General features: G+C 60.8%; 11 protein-coding genes. 2 read left to right on the forward strand and 9 right to left on the reverse strand.

Translation table 11 applies throughout. From position 1 onward, the window contains the following. Position 1: 1 nt before the first annotated feature. Complete coding sequence (purL, locus tag ACM6IO_RS22170; protein WP_414912239.1) at positions 2 to 3898, reverse strand: phosphoribosylformylglycinamidine synthase; 3897 nt, start codon at positions 3896 to 3898, stop codon at positions 2 to 4. Between the two features lie 274 nt (positions 3899 to 4172). Between purL and mltF the strand changes: the two genes are divergently transcribed. Further along, positions 4173 to 5633: a membrane-bound lytic murein transglycosylase MltF gene (mltF, locus tag ACM6IO_RS22175; protein WP_414912240.1), complete on the forward strand. Its 1461-nt coding sequence runs from the start codon at positions 4173 to 4175 to the stop codon at positions 5631 to 5633. A 159-nt stretch (positions 5634 to 5792) separates the two neighbouring features. Here mltF and pdxJ read toward each other — a convergent pair whose 3' ends face one another. From pdxJ to lptF, 8 genes are all read right to left on the reverse strand, one after another. Then, on the reverse strand, positions 5793 to 6539 hold the full coding sequence (gene pdxJ, locus ACM6IO_RS22180; RefSeq protein ID WP_223437192.1) for a pyridoxine 5'-phosphate synthase: 747 nt from the start codon (positions 6537 to 6539) through the stop codon (positions 5793 to 5795). A gap of 91 nt (positions 6540 to 6630) precedes the next feature. Beyond that, complete coding sequence (recO, locus tag ACM6IO_RS22185) at positions 6631 to 7314, reverse strand: DNA repair protein RecO (protein ID WP_008026692.1); 684 nt, start codon at positions 7312 to 7314, stop codon at positions 6631 to 6633. A 159-nt stretch (positions 7315 to 7473) separates the two neighbouring features. Then, positions 7474 to 8376 (reverse strand): GTPase Era, encoded by a 903-nt coding sequence (gene era / locus ACM6IO_RS22190; protein WP_008026691.1) that lies wholly within the window; start codon positions 8374 to 8376, stop codon positions 7474 to 7476. Beyond that, positions 8369 to 9058, reverse strand: a complete 690-nt coding sequence (rnc, locus tag ACM6IO_RS22195; protein ID WP_032828632.1) for a ribonuclease III — start codon at positions 9056 to 9058, stop codon at positions 8369 to 8371. The genes era and rnc overlap by 8 nt, the downstream gene beginning before the upstream one ends. 184 nt (positions 9059 to 9242) lie before the next feature. After that, on the reverse strand, positions 9243 to 10097 hold the full coding sequence (lepB, locus tag ACM6IO_RS22200) for a signal peptidase I (RefSeq protein ID WP_008026689.1): 855 nt from the start codon (positions 10095 to 10097) through the stop codon (positions 9243 to 9245). A gap of 5 nt (positions 10098 to 10102) precedes the next feature. Continuing rightward, entirely contained in the window at positions 10103 to 11902 is a 1800-nt protein-coding gene (gene lepA / locus ACM6IO_RS22205) for a translation elongation factor 4 (RefSeq protein ID WP_008026688.1), read from the reverse strand. A gap of 265 nt (positions 11903 to 12167) precedes the next feature. After that, positions 12168 to 13229 carry an LPS export ABC transporter permease LptG gene (gene lptG, locus ACM6IO_RS22210; RefSeq protein WP_008042483.1) on the reverse strand — a complete coding sequence of 354 codons (1062 nt, stop codon included), beginning with the start codon at positions 13227 to 13229 and terminating at the stop codon, positions 12168 to 12170. Then, positions 13222 to 14340, reverse strand: coding sequence for an LPS export ABC transporter permease LptF (gene lptF, locus ACM6IO_RS22215; protein ID WP_008042482.1), 1119 nt, complete (start codon positions 14338 to 14340; stop codon positions 13222 to 13224). The genes lptG and lptF overlap by 8 nt, the downstream gene beginning before the upstream one ends. A gap of 311 nt (positions 14341 to 14651) precedes the next feature. On the opposite strand from lptF, the gene ACM6IO_RS22220 reads away from it, so the two are divergent. Then, entirely contained in the window at positions 14652 to 16142 is a 1491-nt protein-coding gene (locus ACM6IO_RS22220; protein WP_192228538.1) for a leucyl aminopeptidase, read from the forward strand. Positions 16143 to 16145 lie beyond the last annotated feature (3 nt).

Here is a 16145-nt window from a genome sequence, read left to right on the forward strand (position 1 = left end):
CTTAGTTCACCCACACGCGAGCGTTACGGAACATGCGCATCCATGGCGCGTCTTCGTTCCAGTCTTCCGAACGCCACGAGTTCTGCACGGCGCGGAACACACGTTCCGGGTGCGGCATCATGATCGTCACGCGACCGTCGCGGCTGGTCAAACCGGTGATCCCGCGCGGCGAGCCGTTCGGGTTGGCCGGGTACTTCTCGGTGACCTTGCCATGGTTGTCGACGAAACGCATCGCCACGCAACCCGACAGATCGGCTTCCAGCAACGCTTCTTCACTGGAGAACTCGGCATGACCTTCGCCGTGTGCGATGGCGATCGGCATGCGCGAACCGGCCATGCCTTGCAGGAAGATCGAGTTCGACTCCTGGACCTGAACCATCGCCACACGGGCTTCGAACTGCTCGGAACGGTTACGCACGAAGTGCGGCCAGAACTCGCTGCCCGGGATCAGCTCGTGCAGGTTGGACATCATCTGGCAACCGTTGCACACGCCAAGGGTGAAGCTGTCGCTACGTTCGAAGAAACCCTGGAACGCATCGCGGGCGCGGCTGTTGAACAGCGCGGACTTGGCCCAGCCTTCACCGGCGCCCAGTACGTCGCCGTAGGAGAAGCCGCCGCAAGCGACCATGCCCTTGAAGTCGTTCAGGTCGACACGGCCGGCCAGAATGTCGCTCATGTGCACGTCGATTGCGTTGAAACCGGCGCGGTCAAACGCGGCCGCCATTTCCACCTGACCGTTGACGCCCTGCTCACGCAGCACGGCAACCTGTGGGCGGATGTTTTTCTTGATGTAAGGCGCGGCGACGTCCTGGTTGACGTCGTAGCTCAGCTTGACGCTCAGGCCCGGGTTGTCTTCTTCCAGCAGCACGTCGAACTCTTGCTCGGCGCAGTCGGCGTTATCACGCAGACGCTGGATCTGGTAGCTGGTTTCAGCCCATGTACGCTGCAGCAGACGACGCTGACCTTCGAACACGGTTTCGCCGTTGAAGGTGATGCTGATCTCGCCGTTGTTCATCGGCTGACCGATCACCGACACGCACTCGCCCAGACCGGCAGCGCTGAACTGCGCGAGGATGTCCGGAGTCGCGTCCTGGCGAACCTGGATCACGGCGCCCAGTTCTTCGTTGAACAGGATCGCGGCGATGTCGGCGGAGGTTTCTGCCAGACCGTCGAGGTTCAGGCTCAGGCCGCAGTGACCGGCAAAGGCCATTTCCACAACGCTGGTCAGCAGACCACCGTCGGAACGGTCGTGGTAGGCCAGCAGGTGACCGTCGGCGTTGAGGCCCTGGATCACTGCGAAGAAGGCTTTCAGGTCTTCGGCATCATCGACGTCCGGCGCTTGCGAGCCGAGCTTGCCGTGAACCTGGGCCAGGATCGAGGCGCCCATGCGGTTCTGGCCACGGCCCAGATCGATCAGGATCAGGTCGGTGGTGCCCTTGTCCATGCGCAGTTCCGGGGTCAGGGTCTGACGGATGTCAGCCACTGGCGCGAAACCGGTCACGATCAGGGACATTGGCGAGGTGACGGTCTTGTCTTCGCCGTTGTCGTTCCAGCGCGTGGCCATGGACATGGAGTCCTTGCCCACCGGAATGGTGATGCCCAGCTCAGGGCACAGTTCCATGCCGACCGCTTTCACGGTGTCGTACAGACGCGCGTCTTCACCCGGGTGACCGGCAGCGGACATCCAGTTCGCCGACAGCTTGATGTCGGAGATCTTGTTGATGCGCGAAGCGGCGATGTTGGTCAGGGTTTCGCCGATGGCCATGCGGCCCGACGCCGGAGCGTCCAGCAGAGCCAGCGGAGTGCGCTCGCCCATGGCCATGGCTTCACCGGTGTAGACGTCGAAGCTGGTGGCGGTGACGGCAACGTCGGCCACCGGAACCTGCCACGGGCCGACCATCTGGTCACGGGCCACGAGGCCGGTGATGGTGCGGTCGCCGATGGTGATCAGGAAGCTTTTGCTCGCCACGGCCGGGTGATGCAGAACGCGCTCGACGCAGTCTGCAATCTCAAGGGTCGACGGATCGAAGTCGTCGCCCAGCTCGTTTTCACGAACGGCCGAACGGTGCATGCGCGGGGCTTTGCCCAGCAGCACTTCCAGCGGCATGTCCACCGGGCTGTTGCCGAAGTGGCTGTCGGTGACCGTCAGTTGCGGCTCGGCAGTGGCTTCGCCGACCACGGCGAACGGGCAACGCTCGCGCTCGCAGATCGCCTGGAAACGTTCGAAGTCAGCAGGGCCGACGGCCAGAACGTAGCGTTCCTGGGATTCGTTACTCCAGATTTCGTGCGGGGCCATGCCCGGCTCGTCGTTTGGAATGTTGCGCAGTTCGAAGCGGCCACCACGATTGCCGTCGTTGACCAGTTCCGGGAAGGCGTTGGACAGACCGCCCGCACCCACGTCGTGGATGAAGCTGATCGGGTTCTTGTCACCCAGTTGCCAGCAACGGTCGATGACTTCCTGGCAGCGGCGTTCCATCTCAGGGTTTTCGCGCTGAACCGAAGCGAAGTCCAAGTCAGCCGAGCTGGTGCCGGTGGCCATGGAGGAAGCAGCGCCGCCGCCCAGACCGATCAACATCGCCGGGCCGCCGAGCACGATCAGCTTGGAGCCGACGGTGATCTCGCCTTTCTGTACGTGTTCGGCACGGATGTTACCCATGCCGCCGGCCAGCATGATCGGCTTGTGGTAACCGCGAACTTCGTCGCCACGCGGAGTGGTGATCGATTGTTCGAAGGTACGGAAGTAACCGGTCAGGGCCGGACGACCGAATTCGTTGTTGAACGCGGCGCCACCCAGTGGGCCTTCGATCATGATGTCCAGCGCGGTGACGATGCGCTCAGGCTTGCCGTACGGCACTTCCCACGGCTGTTCGAAGCCAGGGATCTGCAGGTTCGACACGGTGAAACCGGTCAGGCCGGCCTTTGGCTTGGCGCCACGACCGGTAGCGCCTTCGTCGCGGATCTCGCCACCGGAACCGGTGGACGCACCCGGGAACGGGGCAATCGCGGTCGGGTGGTTGTGCGTTTCGACTTTCATCAAAATGTGCACCGGCTCCTGTACCGCGCCGTACTGGCGGGTTTCAGGGTCCGGGAAGAAACGGCCGGCGACATTACCGACGATCACCGAAGCGTTGTCCTTATAAGCGGACAGAACGCCTTCGCTGTGCATCTGGTAAGTGTTCTTGATCATGCCGAACAGGCTTTTTTCCTGGCTCTGACCGTCGATGTCCCAACTGGCGTTGAAGATCTTGTGACGGCAGTGCTCGGAGTTCGCCTGGGCGAACATCATCAGTTCGATGTCGTGCGGGTTGCGCTTCAAACCAACGAAGGCGTTGACCAGGTAGTCGATCTCGTCTTCGGCCAGGGCCAGGCCCAGCTCGGTGTTGGCTTTTTCCAGCGCGGCGCGGCCGCCACCCAACACGTCGATCGCGGTCAGCGGTTTCGGTTCGGCGTGGCTGAACAGGCCGGCGGCCTGTTCAAGGTTGGCGAGGACGATCTGGGTCATGCGGTCATGCAGCACATCGGAGATCAGCTGCGCTTCGGCGTCGCTGAACTGGCCGGCGACATAGAACGCGATACCGCGCTCCAGGCGCTGGATCTTGCTCAGGCCGCAATTGCGAGCGATGTCGCTGGCCTTGCTGGACCACGGCGAGATGGTGCCGAAACGCGGCAACACCAGGAACAGGCGACCGGTCGGTTCTTGAACCGGTACGCTTGGACCGTACTTCAGAAGGCGCGCGAGCACCTGCTGTTCGTCGCCGGTCAGGACGCCGGTAACTTCGGCGAAGTGAGCGAATTCAGCATACAAGCCGCTGACAGCCGAAACCTTCTGGCTCAGTTGCTCAAGGAGTTTGCTGTGGCGAAAGGCAGAAAGGGCAGGAGCGCCGCGCAGGATCAACATCTTCGGGACAGCCTCGGGAAGGGGTGTGCTTTGAGGCCGTGCATTCTAGCCTAAACCGCCCGCGACATCACCCGAAACGGTACGGGCGGCGTCACCCGGACGTCGGGCCGGGTATCCGGGGCCGAAACAGCGGTCGGCCAGGTGTTATTTTTTGTGTCACAAAAAGCCACTCGAGCCCATTCCTGCGGGCTCCAGAGCGGTTTTTCGCTCTCTAGCAGACAAGGCCTTCGCTGTCGAGATATGGCGCTCGTGGTCCTTTGCGTATACTGCGCAGATGTTTTCCCCAACGGCTTTGCGTCCGCGGTACGCCAAATGGCTGATCGCAACCGGACTCTTCCTGATGCTCAGTGGCTGTGTTGATAAACCCAACACGCTGGAGCGCGTAAAGGAGGATGGCGTGCTGCGGGTGGTTACCCGAAACAGCCCCGCTACCTACTTTCAGGATCGCAACGGTGAAACCGGCTTCGAATACGAGCTGGTGAAGCGCTTCGCCGACGATCTGGGGGTCGAACTCAAGATCGAAACCGCCGACAACCTTGACGACCTGTACAGCCAGGTGGGCAAGCCCAACGGTCCGGTGATCGCTGCGGCCGGCCTGGTCAGCAGCGATGCGCGCAAGCAGCAGGTGCGGTTTTCCCACTCCTATCTGGAAGTCACCCCGCAGATCATCTATCGCAACGGCCAGTCGCGGCCGACCGATGCAAAGGATCTGGTGGGCAAGAAGATCATGGTGCTCAAGGGCAGCACCCACGCCGGGCAACTGGCGGAGTTGAAACAGAAGTTTCCCGGCATTGAATACGAAGAGTCCGACGCGGTTGAAGTTGTCGACCTGCTGCGCATGGTCGATGAAGGCCAGATTGACCTGACCCTGGTCGACTCCAACGAAGTGGCGATGAACCAGGTCTACTTCACCAATATCCGGGTCGCCTTCGACCTCGGTGACGCCAGCGACCAGAGCTGGGCCGTGGCCGCCGGCGACGACAACAGCCTGCTCAACGAGATCAACGCCTACCTCGACAAGGTGAAGAAGAACGGCACGCTGCAACGCCTGAAGGACCGTTATTACGGGCACGTCGACGTACTCGGCTACATGGGCGCCACCACCTTCGCCCAGCATTTGCAGCAACGACTGCCCAAGTACGAGCAACACTTCAAGACCTACGCCAAGAAAGAGAAGGTCGACTGGCGCCTGTTGGCGGCGGTCGGTTATCAGGAATCCCTGTGGCAAGCGGCCGTCACGTCGAAGACTGGCGTGCGCGGCCTGATGATGCTGACCCAGAACACCGCGCAAGCCATGGGCGTGTCCAATCGCCTCGATCCGAAGCAAAGCATCATGGGCGGCGCCAAGTACCTGGCCTACATGAAGGAACAGCTGGATGAGTCTATCCAGGAACCGGACCGTACCTGGTTTGCGCTGGCGGCCTACAACGTCGGCAGCGGTCACCTGGATGACGCGCGCAAACTGGCGGCCAAGGAAGGGCTGAACCCGGACAAATGGCTGGACGTGAAGAAAATCCTGCCACGCCTGTCCGAGAAGAAGTGGTACAGCAAAACCCGTTACGGCTACGCCCGCGGCGGCGAGCCGGTGCATTTCGTGGCGAACATCCGTCGCTACTACGACATCCTGACCTGGGTGACGCAGCCTCAGCTGGAAGGCAATCAGGTGGCCGAAGGCAATCTGCATGTGCCGGGGGTCGACAAGACCAAGCCGAGCCAGGAAACCCCGCAGCTTTAGATTTGTGTTGCTTTTGAGGACGCCTTCGCGGGCAAGTCGGATCGCCGCACCGCTCGCTCCTACAGGTCCGTGTTGTGCCGCAATTTTGCGTATGGCACCGACCCTGTAGGAGCGAGCGGTGCGGCGATCCGACTTGCCCGCGAAGGCAGCACCTCGGTCTTAGCCCTTCAACGCTGCGGCCAGAATCAATGCCTTCATCTCGGCAACAGCCGACTTGAACCCGACAAACAACGCATGCGCCACCAGCGCATGGCCGATGTTCAGTTCGTTGATGCCCTTGATCGCCGCGACCGCTTCGACGTTGTGATAGTGCAAACCGTGACCGGCGTTGACGATCAAACCCTGCGCCAGACCAAATGCCACGCCATCAGCCACGCGCTTGAGCTCTTCAGCCACGTCCGTCGGTGTCTCGGCATCGGCATAACGACCGGTGTGCAATTCAATCGCCGGAGCACCGACACGACGGGACGCTTCGATCTGCCGCTCGTCCGCATCGATGAACAGCGACACTTCGCAACCGATCTTCGCCAGGCGATCCACTGCCGCCTTGATCCGCGCTTCCTGCCCCGCTACGTCCAGACCGCCTTCGGTGGTCAGTTCCTGGCGGGTTTCCGGCACCAGGCAAATGTGCGCCGGACGGATACGCTCGGCGAACACCATCATTTCTTCGGTGACGCCCATTTCGAAGTTCATGCGGGTTTGCAGCACATCCTTGAGCACCAGCACGTCACGTTCCTGAATGTGCCGACGGTCTTCGCGAAGGTGCACGGTGATGCCGTCAGCGCCCGCCTCTTCGGCGTCCAGTGCGGCCTTGACCGGATCGGGATAGCGAGTGCCCCGGGCCTGGCGCAGGGTGGCAACGTGGTCGATGTTCACGCCAAGAAGAATGCGATTGCTGGTGGTCACGGAAGCGCTCCAGAAGAAGAGAAAGTTCGGTGCACAGCATACACGGGGCAACAGGGTCTGTTGATCCTTGGTGGGAGCGAAGATCAAGCCCCTACGGCTTTCGAAACAACTCTCTGGAAACCAGGGGACGACCGCCCAGGTGAACGGCCAATGCCTGGCGCATCAAACGCTTGGCGGCGGACAACGCGCCAGGAGCCGACCAGTCGGCGTCGGCCATGGCCAACAACTCGGTGCCGTTGAACAGACCGGGTTGCAGCAGGTAGACCCGCTCCAGGCCGGCATCCACCTGTAGCCGATACAGACCGTCCGGCGCGACGGGTTCGCCGTGGATGTCGGTGTTCAGCGCGAAGCCGTAACCGAGATCGTCGAGCAATCGCCATTCGAAGGAACGCAGCAGCGGCTCCAGCGGACGGCCTTCGGCCAGCGCAAGCAAAGTCGCGGCGTAGTGATCGAAGACAGCGGGATGGGGATCTTCTGATGGCAACAGGCGAATCAACAGCTCATTGAGGTAAAGACCGCTGAACAGCGCTTCGCCGATGAGCCATGTCGACGTACCGGCACTTTCCATGCGCCCGACATTCTTCAACTCGCCCCGCCCCCGGAACTCGACTTCCAGCGGCACGAACGGCCGCGCCAACGTCCCGGCCTTGCCCCGCGCACTGCGCAACACCGCCCGCAGCCGACCTTGCGGCGTGAGGAAGTCCACCAGTGCGCTGTTTTCGCGGTAGGCGCGGGAGTGGAGGACGTAGGCGGGTTGGCCGATGGGCTGGGACATGGTGCTCTCAATGACGGATCGCGATTTTACTAACACCCCAAAACCACTGTGGGAGCGAGCCTGCTCGCGATGAGGGACTGACATTCAACAAAATTGTTGACTGACAGACCGCTATCGCGAGCAGGCTCGCTCCCACAGTTTTATCACCTGGGCTCAGGTTTACAGGTCGCCGTAACCCAGCGAACGCAATGCGCGCTCATCGTCGGACCAGCCGCCTTTCACTTTCACCCAGAGGTTGAGCATGATCTTGGAGTCGAACAGCAGCTCCATGTCCTTGCGCGCCTCGGTGCCGATGCGCTTGATGCGCTCGCCCTTGTCGCCAATGATGATTTTCTTCTGGCCGTCACGTTCGACGAGGATCAACGCATGAATGTGCAGGGTTTTCCCCTGCTGCTTGAACTCTTCGATTTCCACGGTGATCTGGTATGGCAGCTCGGCGCCCAGCTGACGCATGATTTTCTCACGCACCAGTTCAGCGGCGAGGAAGCGGCTGCTGCGGTCGGTGATCTGGTCTTCCGGGAAGAAGTGATCGTTTTCCGGCAGGTGCTCGGCGATCACTCGCTCCAGCGTGTCGAGGTTATGCCCGTGCTGGGCCGAGATCGGCATGATCTGCGCGTTCGGCAGCTGTTCCTGCAACCAGGTCAGGTGCGGCATCAGCTCGGCTTTGTCTTCGATGCGGTCGGTCTTGTTCAGCGCAACAATCAGCGGGCCGGTCACGTACTGGACACGCTCGAGCACCATCTGGTCTTCGTCGGTCCACTTGGTGCGATCCACCACGAAGATCACCACGTCGACGTCTTTCAACGCCGCCGAAGCGGTCTTGTTCATGTAGCGGTTCAAGGCCTTTTCGCCGCCCTTGTGCATGCCCGGGGTGTCGACGTAGATCGCCTGGACGGCGCCTTCGGTCTTGATGCCCAGCATGTTGTGACGGGTGGTCTGAGGCTTGCGCGAAGTGATCGCCAGCTTCTGGCCGAGGATGTGGTTCAGCAGCGTGGACTTGCCCACGTTGGGACGGCCGACGATGGCAACATAGCCACAGCGTGTTGCGGTTGAATCAGTCATTGCCATTCTCCACACCCAGGGCTATCAGTGCTGCGGCGGCCGCTACCTGTTCGGCAATACGACGACTCACACCCTGACCTCGGCTTTTTTCATTCAGTAAGGTGATTTCGCATTCGACGAAGAACGTCCGGCAATGCGGCTCACCCTGGATATCCACCACTTCGTAACGCGGCAGCTCACAACCACGGGACTGCAGGAATTCCTGCAGGCGGGTTTTTGGATCTTTGTTGGTGTCGACCAGTGTCAGGCCTTCGAACTCGCCGGCCAGCCAGGCCAGCACGCGCTCGCGCGCCACGTCCATGCCGGCGTCCAGGTAGATCGCACCGATCAGCGCTTCCAGGGCATCGGCCAGAATCGACTCGCGACGGAAACCGCCGCTTTTCAACTCGCCGGAACCCAGACGCAAGTAATCGCCCAGATCGAAACCGCGGGCCAGTACAGCCAGAGTCTCACCTTTCACCAGACGTGCGCGCAAACGCGACAACTGGCCTTCGCGGGCCAGCGGGAAGCGATCGAACAGCGCCTCGCCAGCGACGAAGTTGAGGATGGCATCACCGAGGAATTCCAGGCGTTCGTTGTTGCGCCCGGCAAAGCTGCGGTGAGTCAGGGCCAGGACCATCAGTTCCTGATCCTTGAAGGTGTAGCCGAGCTGACGCTCTAGACGGCTTAAGGAGACGCTCACGGTTTACCCACGCTGAGTTCGTGGCTGGATTCCACCGCCATCGCCGTGGTGCGGCGCAGGCTTGGGACAATTAACGCTGTGTTCAAAAATTACGTCCTGAATATCATTGTTTTCATGCGTCTGGCCCCGATTGTGGCAGTTCCAGAAATGCATTCGGCGCTGTGTTCAACAGCGCCGTGTGTGATTACTTGATCAGGCCAACCCGCGAGAAATTCGGCAGGTGACTGAGTTTGGGTTCCGGCCAGCTCATCCAGACTGCGAAGGCCTTGCCGACGATATTCTTGTCGGGAACCATGCCCAGCAGATCCTTGGGAATAGTCGGATCATCCCAGTAACGACTGTCGTTCGAGTTGTCGCGGTTATCGCCCATCATGAAGTAGTGCCCGGCAGGCACGGTCCACGTATGGTCAGGCGATGCGCGATAACGGCTCATTTCCTTGCGGATAAGGTGCTCGGCGGCGCCGAGTTTTTCCTTGTAGAGTTCGGCGCTGCCCAGCGTGCCCGGCTCGGAGCCGACCAGTTGCTCGGCAATCGACTCGCCGTTGACGAACAGGCGCTTGTCGGCGGTGTAGCGAACCTGGTCACCCGGCAGGCCGACCACACGCTTGATGTAGTTGACGTTCGGATCACTCGGGTAACGGAACACCATCACATCGCCGCGCTGCGGATCACCGACATCGATGACTTTCTTGTCGATCACCGGCAGGCGGATCCCGTAGGAAAACTTGCTCACCAGAATGAAGTCGCCGACATCCAGCGTCGGTTTCATCGAGCCGGAAGGAATCTGGAACGGCTCCACCAGGAACGAACGCAGGACCAGCACGATGAACAACACCGGGAAGAACGACTTGCCGTATTCGACCAGCAGCGGCTCTTTGTTCAGCTTCTCGACCACCACCACATCCGGCTGGCTGACGCTGCCCTGATAGGAGGCGATGGCGGCACGCCGACGCGGCGCCAGGAAAACCAGATCAAGCAACGCCAACAGGCCGCAGACGAACACGGCGATGACCAGCAACAGCGGGAAATTTAGTGACATAGGACCTAACTATCCAACCTGAGCACTGCAAGGAAGGCTTCTTGTGGAATTTCCACGTTGCCGACTTGCTTCATGCGTTTCTTACCGGCCTTTTGCTTTTCCAGCAGCTTTTTCTTACGGCTGACGTCACCACCGTAGCATTTGGCCAATACGTTCTTTCTGAGTGCCTTGACGGTTGTCCGCGCCACAATCTGACCGCCAATGGCGGCCTGGATTGCCACGTCGAACATCTGCCGTGGAATCAGTTCTTTCATCTTCTCGGTCAACTGGCGACCTTTGTAGTTCGCATTGTCACGGTGCACGATCAGCGCCAGGGCGTCGACCTTGTCACCGTTGATCAACACATCCAGTTTCACCAGATTAGCCGATTGATAACGATCGAAATGGTAATCCAGCGAAGCATAGCCACGGCTGGTGGATTTCAGACGGTCGAAGAAGTCCAGGACCACTTCGTTCATCGGCAAATCGTAGGTCACCTGAACCTGGGTACCGAGGAACAGCATGTCGTGCTGCACGCCACGCTTCTCGATGCACAGGGTAATAACGTTGCCCAGGTGTTCTTGCGGCACAAGAATGTTGGCCCGCACGATCGGCTCGCGCATGTCTTCGATCGTGGACAGGTCCGGAAGCTTCGACGGGTTATCGACGTAGATCGTTTCACCGGTTTTCAGCAACAGCTCGAAAATTACCGTCGGCGCCGTGGTGATCAGGTCCAGGTCGTACTCGCGCTCCAGGCGCTCCTGGATGATTTCCATGTGCAGCATGCCGAGGAACCCGCAACGGAAGCCGAAGCCCAGGGCGTCGGAGCTTTCCGGGGTGTACTGCAGCGACGAGTCGTTGAGCGTGAGCTTTTGCAGGGCTTCACGGAAATCTTCGAAGTCGTCGGAGCTGACCGGGAACAGGCCGGCGTACACCTGCGGTTGAATGCGTTTGAAACCTGGCAGCACGTCTACGTCGGGGGTGGAGCTCAAGGTCAGGGTGTCGCCCACTGGCGCACCGTGAATGTCCTTGATGCTCGCGATAATGAAGCCCACTTCACCGGCCTTCAGGTCGGCGGTAGGGGTGTGTTTCGGGTTGAATACACCGACGCTGTCCACCAGGTGGATCTTGCCGGTGGACTTGACCAGGATCTTGTCGCCCTTCTTCACGCGACCGTGGCGCACGCGCACCAGGGACACAACGCCCAGGTAGTTGTCGAACCAGGAGTCGATGATCAACGCTTGCAGCGGATCGTCGTAGTTGCCGGTCGGCGCCGGAATGGTGGTGACCAGGCGCTCCAACACTTCATCGACGCCCAGACCGGTCTTGGCACTGCAAGTGACCGCGTCGGTGGCATCGATGCCGATGATTTTTTCGATTTCTTCCTTGACGCGGTCCGGATCGGCCTGTGGCAGGTCGATCTTGTTCAGGACCGGCATGACTTCCAGGCCCTGCTCGATCGCCGTGTAGCAGTTGGCAACCGACTGCGCTTCAACGCCCTGACCGGCATCGACCACCAGCAAGGCACCTTCACAGGCCGCCAGCGACCGGCTGACTTCGTAGGTGAAGTCAACGTGGCCCGGGGTGTCAATGAAGTTCAGCTGGTACTTGATGCCATCGCGAGCGGTGTAATAGAGGGTGACGCTGTGGGCCTTGATGGTGATCCCGCGTTCACGTTCCAGGTCCATGGAGTCCAGCACCTGGGCTTCCATTTCGCGCTCGGCAAGGCCGCCGCACATCTGGATGAAGCGATCGGCCAGCGTCGACTTGCCATGGTCAATGTGGGCGATGATGGAGAAATTGCGGATATGACTCAAATCACTCACGGATCAACACTCAAAAAGGCTGCAGGCATGGCCCGCCGAAAAATAGCCGGGAATTGTACCTGATCCACGGCGCAAGCGTCACGTTCGCAGGTCAGACGGCACCTACAAAAAACGCCCCGGTCTTGCGACAGGGGCGTTTTTGAAGGCTTTTGCAGGAGCCGGCTTGCTGGCGATGGGGGCGTCGCGGTGGGTCTGGGTGACCGCAGCGATGCGCTATCGTCGGAACGCCGCCCGCACCAAGCCGGCTCCTACAGGTTCGTGTGTTTCAACCGGCTCGGCGCAGGAGGTAGACACCCGCCAGGGCACACACACCCGCCGGCACCAGCACCGCAAACAGCGGCGAGAACCCGAACACCAGGCTCGAAGGCCCCAGCAAATCCTGGACGATACGGAAGGTGAAACCCACCAGCACGCCGGTGAATACCCGCTGACCGAGGGTAACCGAGCGCAGCGGACCGAAGATGAAGGAGATCGCCATCAGTACCAGGGCGGCAGTGACCAGCGGCTGCAACACCTTGACCCAAAATGCCAGCCAGTAACGGCCATTGTTCAACCCCTGATCCGCCAGGTAGTGGATGTAACTCCACAGGCCGGTGATCGACAGCGAATCCGGCGACATCACCACGGTGCTCAGCAGTTGCGGGCTCAGCGCCACGTTCCAGCGCTCGACCGGGGCCGTGACCACTTCGGTGCTTTTGTCATGGAACAGCGTGGTCGTGACATCGCTCAACTGCCAGTGATCCTGGTCGAATTTCGCGCGTTTGGCGAAGCTCGAGGACAGCATGTGCCGCTGATCGTCGAAGCGATAACGGGTCACGCCGTACAGCACGCCGTTGGGTTGTACCGAGTTGACGTGGATGAACTCCTCGCCCTGACGGTGCCACAGGCCATGCTTGGCGCTTTGCGCATCACCACTGCCTTGAGCCAGCGAGCGGTTGGCCTGCGCGGTGCTTTCGGTCGCCGGCGCGATGTACTCGCCAATCAACACGCCCACCACCATCAGGATCAGCATCGGCTTCATGACGGCCCAGACGATCCGGCCGATCGACACGCCCGCAGCGCGCATGATGGTCAGCTCGCTGTGGCTGGCCAGACTGCCGAGGCCGATCAGGCAGCCGATCAGTGCTGCCATCGGCAACATGTCGTAAAGACGGCGCGGCGCGGTCAGCAGGACGTAACTCAGGACATCGACCAGGGTGTAGGTATCGCTGACTTCACCCATCTCGTCGATGAAAGCAAACAGCGTGGCCAGACCGAGAATAATCCCCAGTACCGCCAGGATCGCGATAAAGACGCTGCTACCGATGTAGCGATCGAGCTTAACCACGGGCCACCTCCAGCGCGCTGCGGCGACTCGCCCGCTTCAACTGCCAGGGTTCCCAATAGAGCAAGCCAAGGCCGATGGCCAGGAAGATCGCGTGAACCCACCACAAGCCCAGCGCGGGCGGGATCTTGCCCTTTTCGAGGGCGCCGCGAGCGGCAATCAGGATGCTCAGGTAAGCCATATAAAGAAGAATCGCCGGCAGCAGCTTGAGGAAACGGCCCTGGCGCGGATTGACCCGCGACAGCGGCACCGCCATCAGGGTCACGATGAAGACCAGCAAGGGCAAGGACAGACGCCATTGCAGCTCGGTGCGCGAACGCAGGTCATCACTGCCGAGCAACGAACTGGTGGGCATTGCATCACGGTCGGTGACTTCGTCGCTGACGTCCGGCTTAGGCAGCAACACGCCGTACTCTTCGTACTTGATCGCACGATAGTCGGCCTGCCCCGGGTTACCGTCATAACGATATCCGTTGTCGAGAATCAGGTAGCGGTTGCCGTCGGGGCGGATTTCCTGACGGCCCTTCTCGGCCACCAGCACGGAAATCCCGCGATCTTTCTTGTCCGACGAGACGTTCTTTTGCGAAATGAACACGCCGCCGAGGTGGATGCGGTCATCCGACAGGGTTTCGGTGTAGGTCACCCGGGTGCCGTCACGCAGGGCCTGGAAGCGGCCCGGTTCGAGGGTATCGAACTCGGTCAGCGCATCTTGTTTGTTCAGCAGCAACTGAAACTGATTGGCCCCTTGTGGCGCCAGGCTCAGGCTCAACCATGCCACCACCAGTGCCACCAGAGTGGCCGGAAACAGGGTCATGGTGAACAGGCGCTGCTGGCTCATGCCCGTGGCAGAGAGCACAGTCATTTCACTTTCAAGGTACAGGCGACCGTAGGCCAGCAGGATCCCGAGGAACAGGCCCAGCGGCAGGATCAGTTGCAGAAAGCCTGGCAGGCGAAAGCCCATGATCAGGAACAGCGAGCCCGGATCCAGAAGGCCAGCCGCCGCCTGGGCGAGGTATTTGATGAAGCGTCCGCTCATGATGATGACCAGCAGCACGGCACTGACGGCGCTCAAGGTCAACAGGACTTCGCGGGATAGGTAACGGAAGACGATCAAACCAGACACTCCAGGGTTGTCAGGCTAAGGCGGCCAAACAAGCAAACGTATCAGGCAGCCCGCAAGACAGAGCTGCCGAAAAAAGTTGGCGCATTATCCTGTGATTGGACTCGCCTGTCACTGCGCATGGTTACGCAGGCGGCCAAAGCGCAGAAGATCGTACAACCGAGGGTTGTCAGGCGCCGGTAGCGAGGTTCAAACTGCGGCCTTTGTCGCAAGCCGTGACTTGCGTCTTTCACTCTATAAATAAGCAGGCTCGAACGTCTGTCGTCGAGCACTTGCGTGTTGACCCATCATTCAGGGACCCGGACATGGAACTGGTTGTAAAAAGCGTTAACCCAGAAACGTTGAAAACCTCCACCCTGGTGGTCGCCGTCGGCGAAGGCCGCAAGCTCGGCGCCGTTGCCAAACAACTCGACGAACTGAGCGGCGGTGCCATCAGCGCAGTGCTCAAGCGTGGCGACCTGGCCGGCAAGGTTGGCCAGAGCCTGTTGCTGCACAGCCTGCCGAACCTGAAAGCCGAGCGCGTGTTGCTGGTCGGCGTGGGCAAGGACGAAGAACTGGGTGACCGCCCGTTCCGTAAAATCATCGCCGGCGTCCTCAACACCCTTAAAGGCCTGGGCGGCAGCGATGCTGTACTGGCGCTGGACGAAGTGATCGTCAAGGGTCGCGACAGCTATGGCAAAACCCGTCTGCTGGCCGAAACCCTGGTGGACGGCGAATACACCTTCGATCAGTTCAAGAGCCAGAAAGCCGAACCTCGCGCCCTGAAGAAAGTCACCCTGGTGACCATCAAGGCGGCCCAGGCTGAAGTCGAGCGCGCCGTGGCCCACGCCACCGCGATCGCCAACGGCATGGCGTTCACCCGCAACCTGGGCAACCTGCCGCCGAACATCTGCCACCCGACGTTCCTCGGCGAACAAGCGAAAAACCTCGGTAAAGAATTCAAAAGCCTGAAAGTCGAAGTCCTTGATGAGAAGAAAATCAAGGAACTGGGCATGGGCTCGTTCTACGCCGTCGGCCAGGGCAGCGCCCAGCCGCCGCGCCTGATCGTCATGCAATACAACGGCGGCAAGAAATCCGAGAAGCCGTACGCCCTGGTCGGCAAAGGCATCACCTTCGACACCGGCGGCATCAGCCTGAAGCCGGGCGCCGGCATGGATGAAATGAAGTACGACATGGGCGGCGCCGCCAGCGTCTTCGGCACCCTGCGCGCCGTGCTCGAACTGAAGCTGCCGATCAATCTGGTGTGCATCCTCGCCTGCGCCGAGAACATGCCGAGCGGCAACGCTTCGCGTCCGGGCGACATCGTCACCACCATGAGCGGCCAGACCGTGGAAATCCTCAACACCGACGCCGAAGGCCGTCTGGTGCTGTGCGATGCCCTGACCTACTCCGAGCGCTTCAAGCCGCAAGCCGTGATCGACATCGCAACCCTGACCGGCGCTTGCGTCGTTGCATTGGGTGCGCACACCTCCGGCCTGCTGGGCAACAACGACGAACTGATCGGCCAACTGCTGAGCGCCGGCCAATCGGCTGACGACCGCGCCTGGCAACTGCCGTTGTTCGACGAGTATCAAGAGCAGCTGGACAGCCCGTTCGCCGACATCGCCAACATTGGCGGCCCGAAAGCCGGCACCATCACCGCTGCCTGCTTCCTGTCGCGCTTCACCAAGAACCTGAACTGGGCGCACCTGGACATCGCCGGCACTGCCTGGACCAGCGGCGGCAAGGACAAGGGCGCCACTGGCCGTCCGGTTCCATTGCTGACCCAGTACCTGCTGGACCGCGCCAAAGCCTGAAAC

The organism is Pseudomonas sp. IT-P44 (genome assembly GCF_949768225.1).
Lineage (GTDB): Bacteria > Pseudomonadota > Gammaproteobacteria > Pseudomonadales > Pseudomonadaceae > Aquipseudomonas > Aquipseudomonas migulae.

Bases quoted from the DNA above. Each gene is read 5' to 3' on its own strand.
- purL (WP_414912239.1), bottom strand. From the start codon at position 3,898: ATGTTGATCCTGCGCGGCGCTCCTGCCCTTTCTGCCTTTCGCCACAGC.
- mltF (WP_414912240.1), top strand. From the start codon at position 4,173: ATGTTTTCCCCAACGGCTTTGCGTCCGCGGTACGCCAAATGGCTGATC.
- recO (WP_008026692.1), bottom strand. From the start codon at position 7,314: ATGTCCCAGCCCATCGGCCAACCCGCCTACGTCCTCCACTCCCGCGCC.
- era (WP_008026691.1), bottom strand. From the start codon at position 8,376: ATGACTGATTCAACCGCAACACGCTGTGGCTATGTTGCCATCGTCGGC.
- lepB (WP_008026689.1), bottom strand. From the start codon at position 10,097: ATGTCACTAAATTTCCCGCTGTTGCTGGTCATCGCCGTGTTCGTCTGC.
- ACM6IO_RS22220 (WP_192228538.1), top strand. From the start codon at position 14,652: ATGGAACTGGTTGTAAAAAGCGTTAACCCAGAAACGTTGAAAACCTCC.